The sequence below is a fragment of the Streptomyces sp. NPDC016469 genome (assembly GCF_040632905.1).
Lineage (GTDB): Bacteria > Actinomycetota > Actinomycetes > Streptomycetales > Streptomycetaceae > Streptomyces.
This window is the reverse complement of record NZ_JBEYCQ010000008.1, coordinates 62677-76286: the sequence shown is the minus strand read 5'-3', so window position 1 is coordinate 76286 and position 13610 is coordinate 62677. Positions and strand designations below refer to the sequence as shown.

At 70.6% G+C, this 13610-nt stretch carries 20 protein-coding genes; 3 read left to right on the top strand and 17 right to left on the bottom strand.

What is annotated here, in order from left to right:
- Positions 1–205 precede the first annotated feature (205 nt).
- The 15 genes from ABZ565_RS11290 to rpsJ form a co-directional block, all read right to left on the bottom strand.
- Positions 206–391, bottom strand: coding sequence for a type Z 30S ribosomal protein S14 (locus tag ABZ565_RS11290; RefSeq protein WP_003948630.1), 186 nt, complete (start codon positions 389–391; stop codon positions 206–208).
- A gap of 2 nt (positions 392–393) precedes the next feature.
- Positions 394–951, bottom strand: a complete 558-nt coding sequence (gene rplE / locus ABZ565_RS11285; RefSeq protein WP_018101220.1) for a 50S ribosomal protein L5 — start codon at positions 949–951, stop codon at positions 394–396.
- Positions 951–1274 carry a 50S ribosomal protein L24 gene (rplX, locus tag ABZ565_RS11280; RefSeq protein ID WP_003966949.1) on the bottom strand — a complete coding sequence of 108 codons (324 nt, stop codon included), beginning with the start codon at positions 1272–1274 and terminating at the stop codon, positions 951–953. The genes rplE and rplX overlap by 1 nt, the downstream gene beginning before the upstream one ends.
- 2 nt (positions 1275–1276) lie before the next feature.
- A complete protein-coding gene (gene rplN, locus ABZ565_RS11275) occupies positions 1277–1645 on the bottom strand; it encodes a 50S ribosomal protein L14 (RefSeq protein WP_003966950.1) in 369 nt (122 codons plus the stop codon).
- Positions 1646–1746: 101 nt separating this feature from the next.
- Entirely contained in the window at positions 1747–2031 is a 285-nt protein-coding gene (rpsQ, locus tag ABZ565_RS11270; protein WP_136317111.1) for a 30S ribosomal protein S17, read from the bottom strand.
- Positions 2031–2255, bottom strand: coding sequence for a 50S ribosomal protein L29 (gene rpmC, locus ABZ565_RS11265; protein WP_014047786.1), 225 nt, complete (start codon positions 2253–2255; stop codon positions 2031–2033). The genes rpsQ and rpmC overlap by 1 nt, the downstream gene beginning before the upstream one ends.
- Positions 2255–2674 (bottom strand): 50S ribosomal protein L16, encoded by a 420-nt coding sequence (gene rplP / locus ABZ565_RS11260; RefSeq protein WP_018101222.1) that lies wholly within the window; start codon positions 2672–2674, stop codon positions 2255–2257. The genes rpmC and rplP overlap by 1 nt, the downstream gene beginning before the upstream one ends.
- 5 nt (positions 2675–2679) lie before the next feature.
- Complete coding sequence (gene rpsC / locus ABZ565_RS11255) at positions 2680–3516, bottom strand: 30S ribosomal protein S3 (RefSeq protein ID WP_018101223.1); 837 nt, start codon at positions 3514–3516, stop codon at positions 2680–2682.
- On the bottom strand, positions 3516–3863 hold the full coding sequence (gene rplV, locus ABZ565_RS11250; RefSeq protein ID WP_004571827.1) for a 50S ribosomal protein L22: 348 nt from the start codon (positions 3861–3863) through the stop codon (positions 3516–3518). The genes rpsC and rplV overlap by 1 nt, the downstream gene beginning before the upstream one ends.
- A gap of 40 nt (positions 3864–3903) precedes the next feature.
- Positions 3904–4185, bottom strand: a complete 282-nt coding sequence (gene rpsS / locus ABZ565_RS11245; protein ID WP_018101224.1) for a 30S ribosomal protein S19 — start codon at positions 4183–4185, stop codon at positions 3904–3906.
- 12 nt (positions 4186–4197) lie between these two features.
- Positions 4198–5034 (bottom strand): 50S ribosomal protein L2, encoded by an 837-nt coding sequence (gene rplB, locus ABZ565_RS11240; RefSeq protein WP_361023596.1) that lies wholly within the window; start codon positions 5032–5034, stop codon positions 4198–4200.
- A gap of 38 nt (positions 5035–5072) precedes the next feature.
- Entirely contained in the window at positions 5073–5396 is a 324-nt protein-coding gene (gene rplW / locus ABZ565_RS11235; protein WP_111337412.1) for a 50S ribosomal protein L23, read from the bottom strand.
- Positions 5396–6046 (bottom strand): 50S ribosomal protein L4, encoded by a 651-nt coding sequence (gene rplD, locus ABZ565_RS11230; RefSeq protein ID WP_018101227.1) that lies wholly within the window; start codon positions 6044–6046, stop codon positions 5396–5398. Before rplD ends, rplW begins: the two co-directional genes overlap by 1 nt.
- A gap of 4 nt (positions 6047–6050) precedes the next feature.
- Positions 6051–6695: a 50S ribosomal protein L3 gene (gene rplC / locus ABZ565_RS11225; protein ID WP_018101228.1), complete on the bottom strand. Its 645-nt coding sequence runs from the start codon at positions 6693–6695 to the stop codon at positions 6051–6053.
- Positions 6696–6709: 14 nt separating this feature from the next.
- Positions 6710–7018, bottom strand: coding sequence for a 30S ribosomal protein S10 (gene rpsJ / locus ABZ565_RS11220; protein ID WP_003948644.1), 309 nt, complete (start codon positions 7016–7018; stop codon positions 6710–6712).
- Between the two features lie 510 nt (positions 7019–7528).
- Between rpsJ and ABZ565_RS11215 the strand changes: the two genes are divergently transcribed.
- Both ABZ565_RS11215 and ABZ565_RS11210 read left to right on the top strand, forming a co-directional pair.
- Complete coding sequence (locus tag ABZ565_RS11215) at positions 7529–9331, top strand: RNA ligase family protein (protein ID WP_361023592.1); 1803 nt, start codon at positions 7529–7531, stop codon at positions 9329–9331.
- A complete protein-coding gene (locus tag ABZ565_RS11210) occupies positions 9331–11442 on the top strand; it encodes an RNA repair domain-containing protein (RefSeq protein WP_361023589.1) in 2112 nt (703 codons plus the stop codon). The genes ABZ565_RS11215 and ABZ565_RS11210 overlap by 1 nt, the downstream gene beginning before the upstream one ends.
- A 9-nt stretch (positions 11443–11451) precedes the next feature.
- On the opposite strand, the gene ABZ565_RS11205 is transcribed toward ABZ565_RS11210, so the two are convergent.
- Positions 11452–12714 (bottom strand): alpha/beta hydrolase, encoded by a 1263-nt coding sequence (locus tag ABZ565_RS11205; protein WP_361023586.1) that lies wholly within the window; start codon positions 12712–12714, stop codon positions 11452–11454.
- 36 nt (positions 12715–12750) lie between these two features.
- On the opposite strand from ABZ565_RS11205, the gene ABZ565_RS11200 reads away from it, so the two are divergent.
- Positions 12751–13314 carry a helix-turn-helix domain-containing protein gene (locus ABZ565_RS11200; RefSeq protein WP_361023583.1) on the top strand — a complete coding sequence of 188 codons (564 nt, stop codon included), beginning with the start codon at positions 12751–12753 and terminating at the stop codon, positions 13312–13314.
- On the opposite strand, the gene ABZ565_RS11195 is transcribed toward ABZ565_RS11200, so the two are convergent.
- Positions 13315–13452, bottom strand: coding sequence for a hypothetical protein (locus tag ABZ565_RS11195; protein ID WP_361023580.1), 138 nt, complete (start codon positions 13450–13452; stop codon positions 13315–13317).
- Between the last annotated feature and the right edge of the window lie 158 nt (positions 13453–13610).

The following is a 13610-nucleotide window of genomic DNA, read 5'->3' as shown; positions in this document are numbered from 1 at the left end:
CTCGCCGGGGTTTCCTGTATGCGCCATCCCTCTCCCCGCTCAGAGGCGGGACGGGTGCGGTGCGGGGACCTACGGCGTAGTAAGTCGGTCATGGGCGGCAGGCGCCCAACCCTGCAAGCCTACGGCATGCGGGGCCGGACTCCTGCCGACCAGATGCTTACCGAGAGTCTCCGGTGATTCCCAACGCCCAAAGGGCGAAGGAGAATTACCAGGAGCTCTTGGTCACGCCCGGCAGCTCGCCACGGTGAGCCATCTCACGAAGGCACACGCGGCACAGGCCGAACTTGCGGTAGACGGAGTGGGGCCGGCCGCAGCGCTGGCACCGGGTGTAACCCCGGACGCCGAACTTCGGCTTACGGGCGGCCTTAGCGATCAGAGCCTTCTTCGCCACGGTCAGTTCTCCTTGAACGGGAAGCCGAGGTGACGAAGGAGGGCACGACCCTCGTCGTCATTGGTCGCCGTGGTGACCACGGTGATGTCCATGCCCCGGACCCGGTCGATCTTGTCCTGGTCGATCTCGTGGAACATGACCTGCTCCGTGAGACCGAAGGTGTAGTTGCCACGGCCGTCGAACTGCTTGGGCGACAGGCCACGGAAGTCACGGATACGCGGCAGCGCGAGCGACAGCGTACGGTCCAGGAACTCCCACATGCGGTCACCGCGGAGGGTGACGTGGCAGCCGATCGGCTGCCCCTCGCGCAGCTTGAACTGCGCGATCGACTTGCGGGCCTTGGTGACGGCCGGCTTCTGACCGGTGATCGTGGTGAGGTCCTTGACGGCACCGTCGATCAGCTTGGAGTCGCGGGCGGCGTCGCCCACACCCATGTTGACCACGATCTTGACCAGACCGGGGATCTGCATGACGTTCTCGTAGGAGAACTCCTCACGCAGCTTGCCGGCGATTTCCTCGCGGTAGCGCGTCTTGAGACGCGGCGCGGTGGTGGTAGTCATCAGATGTCCTCACCGGTGCGCTTGGCAACACGGATCTTGTTGCCCTCGTCGTCAAAGCGGTAGCCGACGCGAGTAACGACCTTGTTGCCGTCCTTCTCAACAACCAGCTGCACGTTGCTGACGTGGATCGGGGCCTCGGTCGTCACAATGCCACCGGTCTGCGAACCGCGAGCGGTCTGGCCGGCCTTGGTGTGCTTCTTGACCCGGTTGACACCCTCGACGAGGACGCGGTCCTGAGCGGGGTAGGCCACGATGACCTTGCCCTGCTTGCCCTTGTCCTTACCGGTGATGACCTGTACCAGGTCGCCCTTCTTGATCTTCATGCTTACAGCACCTCCGGCGCGAGCGAGATGATCTTCATGAACTTCTTCTCGCGCAGCTCACGGCCCACCGGGCCGAAGATACGGGTGCCGCGGGGGTCGCCGTCGTTCTTCAGAATGACGGCGGCGTTCTCGTCGAAGCGGATGTACGAGCCATCCTGGCGACGACGCTCCTTGACGGTGCGAACGATGACCGCCTTGACGACGTCACCCTTCTTCACGTTGCCACCGGGGATCGCGTCCTTGACGGTGGCGACGATGACGTCACCGATGCCCGCGTAGCGGCGACCCGAGCCACCGAGAACACGGATGGTGAGAATTTCCTTCGCACCCGTGTTGTCGGCGACACGCAGTCGCGACTCCTGCTGGATCACGTCTATCTCCTGATCGTCTGCCGGTTCCCGGCAGGGGCCCCGCTAACGGGTGCCCCTGCCGAGCCTGGCGGAACTGACCTGAGGGGAAGCCCCCTCAGGAATTACTTGGCCTTCTCGAGGATCTCGACGATGCGCCACCGCTTGGTGGCGGACAGCGGCCGGGTCTCCATCAGGAGGACGCGGTCGCCGACACCGGCGGAGTTCTGCTCGTCGTGGGCCTTGAGCTTGTTCGTACGGCGGATGACCTTGCCGTACAGCGCGTGCTTCACGCGGTCCTCGACGGCGACGACGACGGTCTTGTCCATCTTGTCGCTGACGACGAGGCCCTCGCGGGTCTTGCGGAAGCCGCGCTCGGTCTTGGTCTCAGTCACAGTGTTCTCGCTCATCAGACGCTCTCCACCGTTTCGATGCCCAGCTCGCGCTCGCGCATCAGGGTGTAGATCCGGGCGATGTCCTTACGGACGGACTTGAGCCGACCGTGGTTCTCGAGCTGCCCGGTCGCCGCCTGGAAGCGGAGGTTGAACAGCTCTTCCTTGGCCTCGCGGAGCTTGTTGAGGAGCTCCTCGTTGCCCAGCTCGCGCAGCTCGGACGCCTTGGTACCGGCCGACATCACGCTTCACCTGCCTCGCGCTTGACGATCCGGCACTTCATCGGCAGCTTGTGGGCCGCGCGAGTAAGCGCCTCACGGGCGATCTTCTCGTTGGGGTACGACAGCTCGAACATGACGCGTCCGGGCTTGACGTTGGCGATCCACCACTCGGGCGAACCCTTACCGGAACCCATGCGGGTCTCGGCCGGCTTCTTCGTCAGGGGACGGTCCGGGTAGATGTTGATCCAGACCTTGCCGCCACGCTTGATGTGACGCGTCATGGCGATACGAGCGGACTCGATCTGACGGTTCGTCACGTACGCCGGGGTCAGCGCCTGGATGCCGTACTCGCCGAACGCAACCTGCGTGCCACCCTTGGACATGCCGCTGCGCTTCGGGTGGTGCTGCTTGCGGTGCTTGACCCTACGGGGGATCAGCATTTCGGTCAGGCCTCCGTTCCGGTGCTCTCAGCAGCCGGAGCAGCGGCGGTCGCCTCGGCCTTGGGGGCCTCGGCGGCCGGAGCCGACTGCTGCGGCTTGCGGCCGCGGCCGCCACGCTCGCCACCGCGGCCACCGCGGCCGGCCGGGCGGTCAGCGCCGCCACGGGCCGGGCGGTTGCCCGCACGGGCAGCAGCGTTCTCGGCGCGGACCTCGGCGATGTTCTTGACGTCGCCCTTGTAGATCCAGACCTTCACGCCGATGCGGCCGAAGGTCGTCTTGGCCTCGAAGAAGCCGTAGTCGACGTTCGCGCGGAGCGTGTGCAGGGGCACGCGGCCCTCGCGGTAGAACTCCGAGCGGGACATCTCGGCGCCGCCGAGGCGGCCACCGCACTGGACCTTGATGCCCTTGGCGCCGGCCTTCATCGTGCTCTGCATGCTCTTGCGCATGGCACGACGGAAGGAGACGCGGGAGGAGAGCTGCTCGGCGACGGCCTGGGCCACCAGCTGAGCGTCCACCTCGGGGTTCTTGACCTCGAGGATGTTCAGCTGGACCTGCTTGCCGGTCAGCTTCTCCAGCTCGCCGCGAATGCGGTCGGCCTCGGCGCCGCGGCGGCCGATGACGATGCCCGGGCGAGCGGTGTGGATGTCGACGCGGACGCGGTCGCGGGTGCGCTCGATCTCAACCTTCGAGATACCGGCGCGCTCCATGCCCTTCGTCATCATGCGACGAATGGCGACGTCTTCCTTGACGTAGTCCTTGTACAGCTTGTCGGCGTACCAGCGGGACTTGAAGTCCGTGGTGATGCCGAGCCGGAACCCGTGCGGGTTTACCTTCTGGCCCATTACCGGGTTCCTTCCTTGCTGCTGACGACCACGGTGATGTGGCTGGTCCGCTTACGGATCCGGTAGGCACGGCCCTGGGCACGCGGACGGAACCGCTTCAGGGTCGGGCCCTCATCCACATACGCCTCGCTGATGACCAGCGAAGAGGCGTCGGTGTGGTCGTAGTTGTGTGCGGCGTTGGCAATGGCGCTGTCCAGCACCTTGCCGACCGGCACGCTCGCGGCCTGCGGGGCGAAACGCAGGACCGCCTGAGCCTCCGTGGCATCCATGCCACGGATGAGGTCCACCACGCGGCGGGCCTTCATGGGCGTGACGCGGATGTACCGCGCCTGGGCCCTGGCTTCCATGGTTGTCCCTTCGGTGTAAGTCATAGTCAGTCACCCCGCGTTAGCGGCGCTTCGACTTCCGGTCGTCCTTGACGTGGCCGCGGAAGGTGCGAGTCGGCGAGAACTCGCCGAGCTTGTGGCCGACCATCGACTCGGTGACGAACACCGGGACGTGGATCTTGCCGTTGTGCACCGCGATGGTGTGACCCAGCATGGCCGGGACGATCATCGAGCGACGGGACCAGGTCTTGATGACGTTCTTGGTGCCGGCCTCGTTCTGTACGTCCACCTTCTTGGCGAGGTGGCCGTCGACGAAGGGCCCCTTCTTGAGACTGCGCGGCATCTAAACCCGCTCCTAGCGCTTCTTGTTCGTCTTGCGGCGGCGGACGATGTACTTGTTCGACGCCTTCTTGGGCGAACGAGTACGACCTTCCTTCTTACCCCACGGCGAAACCGGGTGACGGCCACCGGAGGTCTTACCCTCACCACCACCGTGCGGGTGGTCGACCGGGTTCATCACGACACCACGGACGGTCGGGCGGACGCCCTTCCACCGCATGCGGCCGGCCTTGCCCCAGTTGATGTTCGACTGCTCGGCGTTGCCGACCTCGCCGATGGTGGCGCGGCAGCGGGCGTCGACCAGGCGGATCTCACCCGACGGCATACGAAGGTGGGCCATGGTGCCCTCCTTCGCCAGCAGCTGCACGGAGGCACCCGCGGAGCGGGCGAACTTCGCGCCGCCGCCGGGCCGCAGCTCGATGGCGTGGATGGTCGTACCGACCGGGATGTTGCGCAGCGCCAGGTTGTTGCCGGGCTTGATGTCGGCGGCCGGGCCGTTCTCGACACGGTCGCCCTGCACCAGACCACGCGGCGCGATGATGTAGCGCTTCTCGCCGTCCGCGTAGTGCAGGAGCGCGATGCGCGCGGTGCGGTTGGGGTCGTACTCGATGTGCGCGACCTTGGCCGGCACGCCGTCCTTGTCGTGACGACGGAAGTCGATCACGCGGTAGGCGCGCTTGTGGCCACCACCCTGGTGGCGAACGGTCACACGACCGGTGTTGTTACGGCCGCCCTTGTTGTGCAGGGGGCGGACCAGCGACTTCTCCGGCGTGGACCGCGTGATCTCGACAAAGTCGGCGACGCTGGAGCCACGACGGCCCGGGGTCGTCGGCTTGTACTTGCGGATACCCATTTCTCAGTCCTCGTCCGATTCCGGACGACTCGGCCTCACTAGGAGGTCGGGCCGCCGAAGATGTCGATACGGTCGCCCTCAGCGAGGGTCACGATGGCGCGCTTGGTGTCGGCGCGCTTGCCGAAACCGGTGCGGGTGCGCTTGCGCTTGCCCTGGCGGTTGATCGTGTTGACCCCGGTGACCTTGACCGAGAAGACCGCTTCGACGGCCTGCTTGATCTGGGTCTTGTTGGAGCCCGGCGCGACGATGAACGTGTACTTGTTCTCGTCGAGCAGCGCGTAGCTCTTCTCCGAGACAACCGGCTTGACGAGAACGTCGCGCGGGTCGTCGTAGGTCTTGCTGGTAACGGTCGCCTCGCTCATCAGGCGTCGCTCCCTTCGGTCTCAGCGGTCTGGGGGCCAGACACGAAGGACTCGAAGGCGGCCTGGGTGAAGACCACGTCGTCAGAGACGATCACGTCGTACGTGTTCAGCTGGCCCGGCTCCAGGATGTGCACCTGGGGCAGGTTGCGTGCGGAGAGCCACGCGGCCTCGTCGTTGCGGTCGACGACCAGGAGCACGTTCTTGCGCTCCGAGATCTTGCCGAACAGCGTCTTGGCGGCCTTCGTGGAGACCCCACCCTCGACCACGCCGGTGACGACGTGGATACGGGAGTGACGCGCCCGGTCGGAGAGGGCACCGCGGAGGGCGGCGGCCTTCATCTTCTTCGGGGTGCGCTGCGAGTAGTCACGCGGCTGCGGGCCGTGGACGACGCCACCGCCGACGAACTGCGGCGCGCGGGTCGAACCCTGGCGCGCGCGGCCGGTGCCCTTCTGGCGGTAAGGCTTGCGCCCACCACCGCGGACCTCGCCGCGACGCTTGGTCTTGTGCGTGCCCTGACGGGCAGCTGCCAGCTGCGCGACAACGACCTGGTGGATCAGCGGAACGCTGGTCTTCGCGTCGAAGATCTCCGCGGGGAGCTCGACGGTACCGGCCTTGTCGCCTGCCGGCGAAAGGATGTCAATGGTGCTCATTACCTCAAGCCCCCTTGGCCGCGGTACGGACCAGGACGAGGCCGCCGTTCGGACCGGGGACCGCGCCCTTGATGAGGAGCAGACCCTTCTCCGCGTCAACCGCGTGGATGGTCAGGTTCTGGGTGGTGACGCGCTCGTTACCCATGCGACCGGCCATGCGCATGCCCTTGAAGACACGCCCAGGGGTGGCGCAGCCACCGATCGAACCGGGGGAACGGTGCTTGCGCTGCACGCCGTGACCGGCGCCGAGGCCCCGGAAGTTGTGACGCTTCATGACACCGGCGAAGCCCTTGCCCTTGCTCTTGCCCGTGACGTCGACCTTGACGCCGGACTCGAACACCTCGGCGTTGATCTCCTGGCCGAGCGTGTACTCGCTGGCGTCAGGCGTACGGATCTCCACCAGGTGGCGGCGCGGGGTGACGTCGGCCTTGGCGAAGTGACCCTTGAGGGGCTTGTTCACCTTGCGCGGGTCGATCTCGCCGAAGGCGATCTGCACCGACTCGTAGCCGTCGCTGTCGTTCGTGCGGACCTGCGTCACGACGCACGGACCGGCCTTGACGACGGTCACCGGGACGACCCGGTTGTTCTCGTCCCAGACCTGGGTCATGCCGAGCTTCTCGCCCAGGACGCCCTTGATGTTCTTGCTCATCTCGGCCCGTCCCCTCAGAGCTTGATCTCGATGTCGACGCCGGCCGGCAGGTCGAGACGCATCAGCGAGTCAACCGTCTTCGGCGTGGGGTCGAGGATGTCGATGAGGCGCTTGTGCGTGCGCATCTCGAAGTGCTCGCGAGAGTCCTTGTACTTGTGCGGCGACTTGATGACGCAGTACACGTTCTTCTCAGTGGGCAGCGGCACCGGGCCCGCGACCGACGCACCAGTGCGGGTCACCGTCTCGACGATCTTCTTCGCCGAGGAGTCGATGACCTCGTGGTCGTAGGCCTTGAGCCGGATGCGGATCTTCTGTCCCGCCATGGCTACTAGTAGTCCTGTCTCTCGTTTAACGCTCTGGAACCCGGGGTTCGGTACCTTCTCCTCCGACCCACGCGGTCGGGCGTGTCGCATCCCCTCTACGCAGAAATCACGAAGGATTTCCCAACCAAGGGGGTGCGGGCCGAATACCACGCTGCCGGGGGTGAAACCCCACCGGGTGCCTGGCCGGTGCCCCACTTACGCTTCCCGGAAGATTCCCGTACGTCCGGCCCGCATGGGGCCGACGAGTACTGTGGGACTCGCTTCCGGTCCTCCCGGCGGGAGGCGCGCAGCATTGACACTCAACCGAGCAACCTGGCTAGTGTGCCATACGGGCTGCGGGCCTGGCCAATCGGGCCGAGGATCTTACCCCGCCCGAGTGTCCGGTCAAACGCGGGCACGCATCGGGGCGACCCCGGCCCCCGCCCCCGTCCGCGTTATTCGGTCGTACGCGCGTACCCCCGCCCCTAGAGTTTCCGGCCGGGCACGACGACGGTACGGGGGCGGAAGACCATGCGGACGCACTATCCACGGACCCCGCATCTCCCCTGGTCACCCGGGGCCACCTCCGACGACGTGCGGATGACGGACCTCGGCGCGCTGGCCGGGACCGAGGTCGTCGTCACCGAGAAGCTGGACGGGGAGAACACCACGTTGTACGCGGACGGGCTGCACGCCCGTTCGCTGGACTCGGCGCACCATCCGTCCCGGACCTGGGTGAAGGCCCTCCAGGCCCGCGTCGGTCCCCGTATCCCGCAGGGGTGGCGGATCTGCGGCGAGAACATGTTCGCCCGGCACTCCCTGGCGTACGGCGCGCTGGAGAGCCACTTCTACGGGTTCTCCGTGTGGGACGGCGACCGCTGCCTGGGCTGGGACCGGACCGTGGAGTTCCTGCGCTCCCTCGGCATCCCGGCGCCGCCGGTGCTGTGGCGCGGGGTGTTCGACGCCAAGGCGCTGCGCGCGCTGAAGCCGGACACGGGGCGGCAGGAGGGGTACGTCGTGCGGCCGGCCGCCGCCTTCCCGGCGGCCCTGTTCGGGCGCGTCGTCGGCAAGTGGGTGCGGCCGGGGCACGTGGTGACCGATACGCACTGGATGCACGCGCAGGTCGTGGAGAACGGGCTCGGGCCGGCGGCGGCGCTGTGGGCGGTACGGAGCGGAGCACCCGTCGACCCGGCGGCGCTGGCGGCCGCGGTGGGCGCGGCGGCCGGCGGGGCGGTCGGACTGGCTTCCGGCGCGGCTTCCGGCCTCGCGGCCGGCCGAGCGGCCGGCCTTGCCGCCGAGCCGGCGTCCGGGCCCGCGTCCGGCCCGAGTCGGGCTTCCGCGCCCGAAGCCGACGCCCCGGACACGCTCGGTCACACCGCCGCCCTCGCCGCCGCCGACGCCCTGGACGCCGTCGGCCGCACCGGCGACGACCGGCTCACCGGTGTCCTCGCGGCCCTGCTGCACGGCACCCGCCGCACCGCCCTCGCCCCGCTGCTGGCCCCCGCGCTCGGCATGCCGCAGGCCCGCCGCGTCGCGGACCTCGTCGGGCTGGCCCCCGGGCTGCACCGCCCCTACCCCGACGGGGAGCGGCGCGCCGGGCTGGCCCGGATGGCGCTCGCCGCCGACCTGCCCGTGCTGCACGCGGTGTCCGGGGTGCTGGCGGACACCGCCGAGGCGCGGGAGCAGGTCGAGTGGTCGGCCCTGCACGCGGAGGAGGTGCGGGAGCCGGACGGTCTCGCCGAGGCGTTCACCGGCCTCGCGCCGGAGGCCGCCGACCGCTGCCTGGCGCAGGCCCGCGAGGCGTACGCGGCCGGGCGCCTCGCCACCGCCGACGAGGCGGTCGCCGCGACCTGGCGGTGGCGGTCCGGGGACTTCCCGCGCCTGGTCCAGCTGGCCGGCCCCTCGGGCAGCGGCAAGAGCACCTTCGGCCGGGGCCTGCCGGGCGTCGCCACGTACCTCTCGCTGGACGATCTGCGCCTCGCCCGGGGCTCGCGCGCCGACCAGAGCGCCAACGGGGACGTGCTGCGCGAGGGCCTGGACCGGCTGGACGCGGCCCTCGTCCCCGGCGCGACGGTGGTCTGGGACGCCACCTCGCTCAACCCGCACCAGCGCTCCCTGGTCCACGCGGTCGCCCGCCGCCGGGACGCCCTGGTCACGCACGCCGTGGCCTGGATCGGCGAGGCGGAGCTGGCCGCGCGCAACGGGCGCCGGGAGCACCCCGTACCACCGCAGGTGCTGGCGTCGCAGCTGCACCGGTTCGTCCCCCCGTACCCCGGCCAGGCGCACCGCACCTGGTACATCGGCACCAGCGGAACCGTGGAGGACCGGGCCTGATGCGTACGAGTGAGCAGCTCTACCACCGCGTCCGCTGGGACGCCCGCTTCGACCCGGCGCGCTTCGTGCTGGGCGTGGCGCAGCGCGGCCGGGAGCCGAAGCGGGTGCCGCTGGACCGGTTCACGCCGGGCGGCGACATCCCCTGGCACCGGGTCCTCTTCTTCGAGGCGGACGGCGAGGTGGTCTGGGACCGGGCCACGGGTACGGACCGCATCGACGCGACGGAAGCCGGCCGGATCCGGGAGGCGCGCCGCCTGCCTTCCCCGTACTTCACGGCCCGGACCCCGCACGCCTACTCCCCCGCGACGGGCACCTGGTCAATGGCGCCGACTGGCGCGAAGAGCCCGGCGGGCCCGCTGACCGTCCTCACCTGGAACACCCTCTGGGACCGCTACGACAGCGACCGCATCGACACCGCGCGGCGCCGCCCCCTGCTGGCCGAGGCGCTGCGCGCGGCGGACGCGGACGTGATCGCGCTCCAGGAGGTGGAGCCCGCGCTGCTCACGCTGCTGCTGGGCTGCGACTGGGTGCGCGCCGCCTACACGCTCGCCACGGAGCCGGCGGGCCACGACGTGCCGGACAACGGCCTGCTGCTGCTCAGCCGCCTGCCGGTGAGCGAGGCGGCGGTGCACGTACTGGGCCCGCACAAGGCGGTGGCGGCGGCGGTGGTGGAGACGGCGGACGGACCGGTCACGGTGGCCGTCACGCACCTCAGCAGCGACCATTCCGCCGAGGGCGCGGCTCGTCGGGAGGCCGAACTGACCGACTTGGCAACGGGGTTGGCTGCCGTGGAGGGCGAGCTCGTCCTGGTCGGCGACTTCAACGACGGCGGCGACCACCCGCAGACCCGCCTGGCGATGGCGGACGCGTGGACGGAGGTGCACGGCCCCGCCGACGACACCCCGACCTTCGACCCGTCGGCCAACCCGCTGGCCGCGATCTCGTCCCTCTCGGGGCGGGTGTCGCGTCTCGACCGGGTGCTGCTGCGTACGGATCGGCTGCGGGCGTGTGGGGCGACCCTGCTCGGGGAAGAGCCCGGGCCGGGTGGACTGCATGTGTCGGATCACTACGGGGTACGGGTGGCGCTCGGCGCGGCTTCACCGGAGACCGAGTCCGTAGTCCTTCGCGTCGCCGCCGCCCTCCCCGGGGCGCGCGTCCACCTCGTGGGCTCCCGGCGCATGGGCTGCGCGCTCCCCGGCGCCGACCTTGACCTGGTGGCGGCGCTCCCCGACGTCGCGGGCGTACGGGACCGGCTCGCCGCCGCCTTCCCGGAGGCGCGCGCCCTCCGCGAGGTCACGGGCGCCCGGGTCCCGGGCCTGCGGTGGTACGTGGACGGCCTGCGCGTGGACCTGGTCACCGTGGCGACGGGAACGCTCCCCCCGGCCGAGGCGGTCGCCCGCCGCGCGGAGTTGGGCGAGGCGGCGGCGGTGGCGCTGAGCGCGGTGAGCGACGCGGAGGCGTTCCCGCACCAGGAGGCGTTCACCGCACTGGCCCGGGACGTGAAGGAGTGGGCGGCGGCGAGGGGACTGGACTCCGCCCCGTGCGGCGGCCTCCCGGGCATCGCCTGGGCGGCCCTCGCGGCCCGTACGGCACACGAGGGCGGCGGCCTCCGGGACTTCTTCGCGACCTGGGCGGCGTGGGACTGGCGCACCCCGGTGGGCGAGGGCCCGACGACGGGCGACCCGGTCACGGTGTACACCCCGACGGCCCCGGTCCGCTCCTGCACGAGCCAAGTCTCGGCGTCGGGCCGGGACTTGCTGACGGCGGAGCTGTTCCGGGCCTGGGAAATCCTGGACGCGGAGCCGGGCATGCTCTGCGCCCCGCCCGCCCTGACCGAGCACACGGCCTGGGCCCTGGCCTCCGCCCACCCCACGGAGGAGGGCCGCCTACGCGGCCGCCTCCTGGCCCTGACGGCCGCCCTGGCCGAGGCGGGCGCACCGGACTGCCGCGTCTGGCCGCGCCCGGTCACGGTGCCCGGCGGCACGGGGTACGCGATCGGCCTGGGCGCGGCGCCCCCGGAGGCGCACCGGCTGGCGGAGATCGGGGCGGAGGTTTTGCGCGGGATCACGGGGGCGTCGCTGCGCCCCGGTCCGAGCCCACGCGACACCTGAAGGCAGGCGCTACGGGGCCTCGTACCGCGTCAGCCAGGTCGCGACCTCGTCCACCACCGCGGGATCGACATGGCCGGGCCGCGCGTAATCGGCCGGGGTGGACGGGCCGCTCCCGGCGAAGAAGAGGTGATCGACGCGCTCATGGATGCGGATCGACACCTCCGGCCGGCCCGCGAGGGCGCGCCGCCAGCCCGCGAGGTCGTCGGCGACGGTCACCTGGTAGTCCCGGCCTCCCTGGAGGATCAGCATCGGGCACTCCAGCCGGGCGGCCGTGGCCGCGGGGTCGTAGGCGCGCAGATCGAGCCAGTAGGCGGCGGAGAACCCCAGCGGCAGCGATTCCGGGGGCGTGTCCGGCGTGAGCCCCTGGTCCGCCACCGCCGCGGCCTGCCGGACCAGGGCCGACACCATCGCGTCGGCGGCCGGACCGGGCGCCGACGCCGCCAGATGGCGCGCCACCCGGACCGCCGCCTCGTGCATCGGCTGGGTGTCCGCGGCGAGGAGCACCAGGCCCGCGACGGAAGGGTCGGCGGCAGCGATCCGGGGCGCCGCCTTGCCGCCCATGCTGTGCCCCAGCAGGTGGATCCGGTCCGGGGCCACCTCGGGCCGCTGCCGCAGCAGCCGGAGGGCGGCGAGCGCGTGCGGCACGTACTCGTCGGCCATCGTGAAGTCCGGCCGCAGACGGCCCGGGTGGGCGAAGGTCACCTTGTCGAAGCGCAGCACCGCCACCTGCCGGGAGGCGAGGCCCCACGCGAGGTCCTTCAGCGGCTTGTTCGGACCGCTGCTCTCGTCCCGGTCGAACGCGCCGCCGCCACTGAGCAGCACCACGGCGGGCCACGGCCCCTCGCCCACGGGCAGGGTGAGCGTCCCGGGAACCGAGAGCGGCCCGGCGCCCACCACGACCTCGCACTCGGTGAACCGGTCCACGTCCACGTAGCCCGGCGGCTCCCACGCGTCGTCGCCCTGCGCGTCGAAGCGGAGTCCCTGCAGCAGACCGTCGTCTCCGGCCGACGTGACCACGGTGAACCCGCCTTCGGCGCAGACCACGGGGATGCGTACGCGCACCGAGCCGGCCTCGGCCACCGGCTCCTCGACGGCCGCGCGGCCGCCCCGCCCGGCGACCTCGGCCGCCCACGCGAGCCGCAGCTGCTCCCCGGACACGGCCGCCCGCAGCGGAGGCGCGAACAGTTCCACCGACTCCTCGAACCGCTCCGTCCGCAGCAGCGCGGCGAATCGACGCGCCGCCTCCGGCACCCCAGCCTTGACCATTCTCATAGCTGAGAAAGGTATCAGCCGTGAGAAGGTAAGAGCGTGGACTCCTTGGACCTGCTCGCCCATCCCATCCGGCTGCGGATCGTTCTCGCGATGGGCGGCGCGCGCACCCTGACCACCTCTCAGCTCTGCGCCCGTATTCCGGAGGCGTCCAAAGCCACGGTCTACCGGCACATCGACCTGCTGACGTCCGGCGGACTCCTTGAGGTGGCCGAGGAGCGTCGGGTGCGCGGCGCGGTGGAACGCCACTACCGGCTCCGCCAGGACCGGGCCACCATCGGCCCGGAGGCGGTCTCCGCGCTGACCCCGGAGGATTACCGGCGCACCTTCGCCACCGCGATGACCGCCCTGCTGGCCGAGTTCACCGCCTACCTCGACCGCGACGGGGCCGACCCCGTGGCCGACCGGGTGGGCTACCGCCAGCACGCACTCTGGCTCAGCCCGGCGGAACTGGAGGAGCTGATCGGCGGCCTGCGCGCGGCCATCGCCCCGAAGCTCGCCAACGAACCGGGCCCCGGGCGCACTCAGTACCTGCTCAGCCCGATCCACTTTCCGATGGAGGCGCCCTCCCCGGAACCCGGCGCGCAGGCGCCCCGCGCCTGATCAGTAGCAGCGCCGGCCCATGGGGTTGCTCGCCGCGGCATCCAGCTGGGACCAGGTGTGCGGCCCCGCGATGCCGTCCTGCTCGATGCCGACGCACGCCTGGACGTTCCGGACGGCTCCGCGGCGGTCTACTCGCACGTGTCCGTGATGATCGCCGCGTTCGCGGCCGGCACGGCCGGGAGGCCGCCCGACAGGACGAGCCCTGCGGTGACGAGGTCGGTCAACAGACCCTTGCGCATGGGCGTTTCCCCCTTCGAGGCGAGCCGGTCGAGCGCCGGACCCGGGCCGGCCGTAGG

Excerpts from the sequence above, each read along its gene's own strand:
- rplE (WP_018101220.1), bottom strand. The coding sequence starts at position 951 with ATGACTACCACCACCGCGCCGCGTCTCAAGACGCGCTACCGCGAGGAA.
- rplX (WP_003966949.1), bottom strand. The coding sequence starts at position 1,274 with ATGAAGATCAAGAAGGGCGACCTGGTACAGGTCATCACCGGTAAGGAC.
- rpsQ (WP_136317111.1), bottom strand. The coding sequence starts at position 2,031 with ATGAGCGAGAACACTGTGACTGAGACCAAGACCGAGCGCGGCTTCCGC.
- rpmC (WP_014047786.1), bottom strand. The coding sequence starts at position 2,255 with ATGTCGGCCGGTACCAAGGCGTCCGAGCTGCGCGAGCTGGGCAACGAG.
- rplP (WP_018101222.1), bottom strand. The coding sequence starts at position 2,674 with ATGCTGATCCCCCGTAGGGTCAAGCACCGCAAGCAGCACCACCCGAAG.
- rpsC (WP_018101223.1), bottom strand. The coding sequence starts at position 3,516 with ATGGGCCAGAAGGTAAACCCGCACGGGTTCCGGCTCGGCATCACCACG.
- rplV (WP_004571827.1), bottom strand. The coding sequence starts at position 3,863 with ATGGAAGCCAGGGCCCAGGCGCGGTACATCCGCGTCACGCCCATGAAG.
- rpsS (WP_018101224.1), bottom strand. The coding sequence starts at position 4,185 with ATGCCGCGCAGTCTCAAGAAGGGGCCCTTCGTCGACGGCCACCTCGCC.
- rplB (WP_361023596.1), bottom strand. The coding sequence starts at position 5,034 with ATGGGTATCCGCAAGTACAAGCCGACGACCCCGGGCCGTCGTGGCTCC.
- rplW (WP_111337412.1), bottom strand. The coding sequence starts at position 5,396 with ATGAGCGAGGCGACCGTTACCAGCAAGACCTACGACGACCCGCGCGAC.
- rplD (WP_018101227.1), bottom strand. The coding sequence starts at position 6,046 with ATGAGCACCATTGACATCCTTTCGCCGGCAGGCGACAAGGCCGGTACC.
- rplC (WP_018101228.1), bottom strand. The coding sequence starts at position 6,695 with ATGAGCAAGAACATCAAGGGCGTCCTGGGCGAGAAGCTCGGCATGACC.
- rpsJ (WP_003948644.1), bottom strand. The coding sequence starts at position 7,018 with ATGGCGGGACAGAAGATCCGCATCCGGCTCAAGGCCTACGACCACGAG.
- ABZ565_RS11215 (WP_361023592.1), top strand. The coding sequence starts at position 7,529 with ATGCGGACGCACTATCCACGGACCCCGCATCTCCCCTGGTCACCCGGG.
- ABZ565_RS11210 (WP_361023589.1), top strand. The coding sequence starts at position 9,331 with ATGCGTACGAGTGAGCAGCTCTACCACCGCGTCCGCTGGGACGCCCGC.
- ABZ565_RS11205 (WP_361023586.1), bottom strand. The coding sequence starts at position 12,714 with ATGAGAATGGTCAAGGCTGGGGTGCCGGAGGCGGCGCGTCGATTCGCC.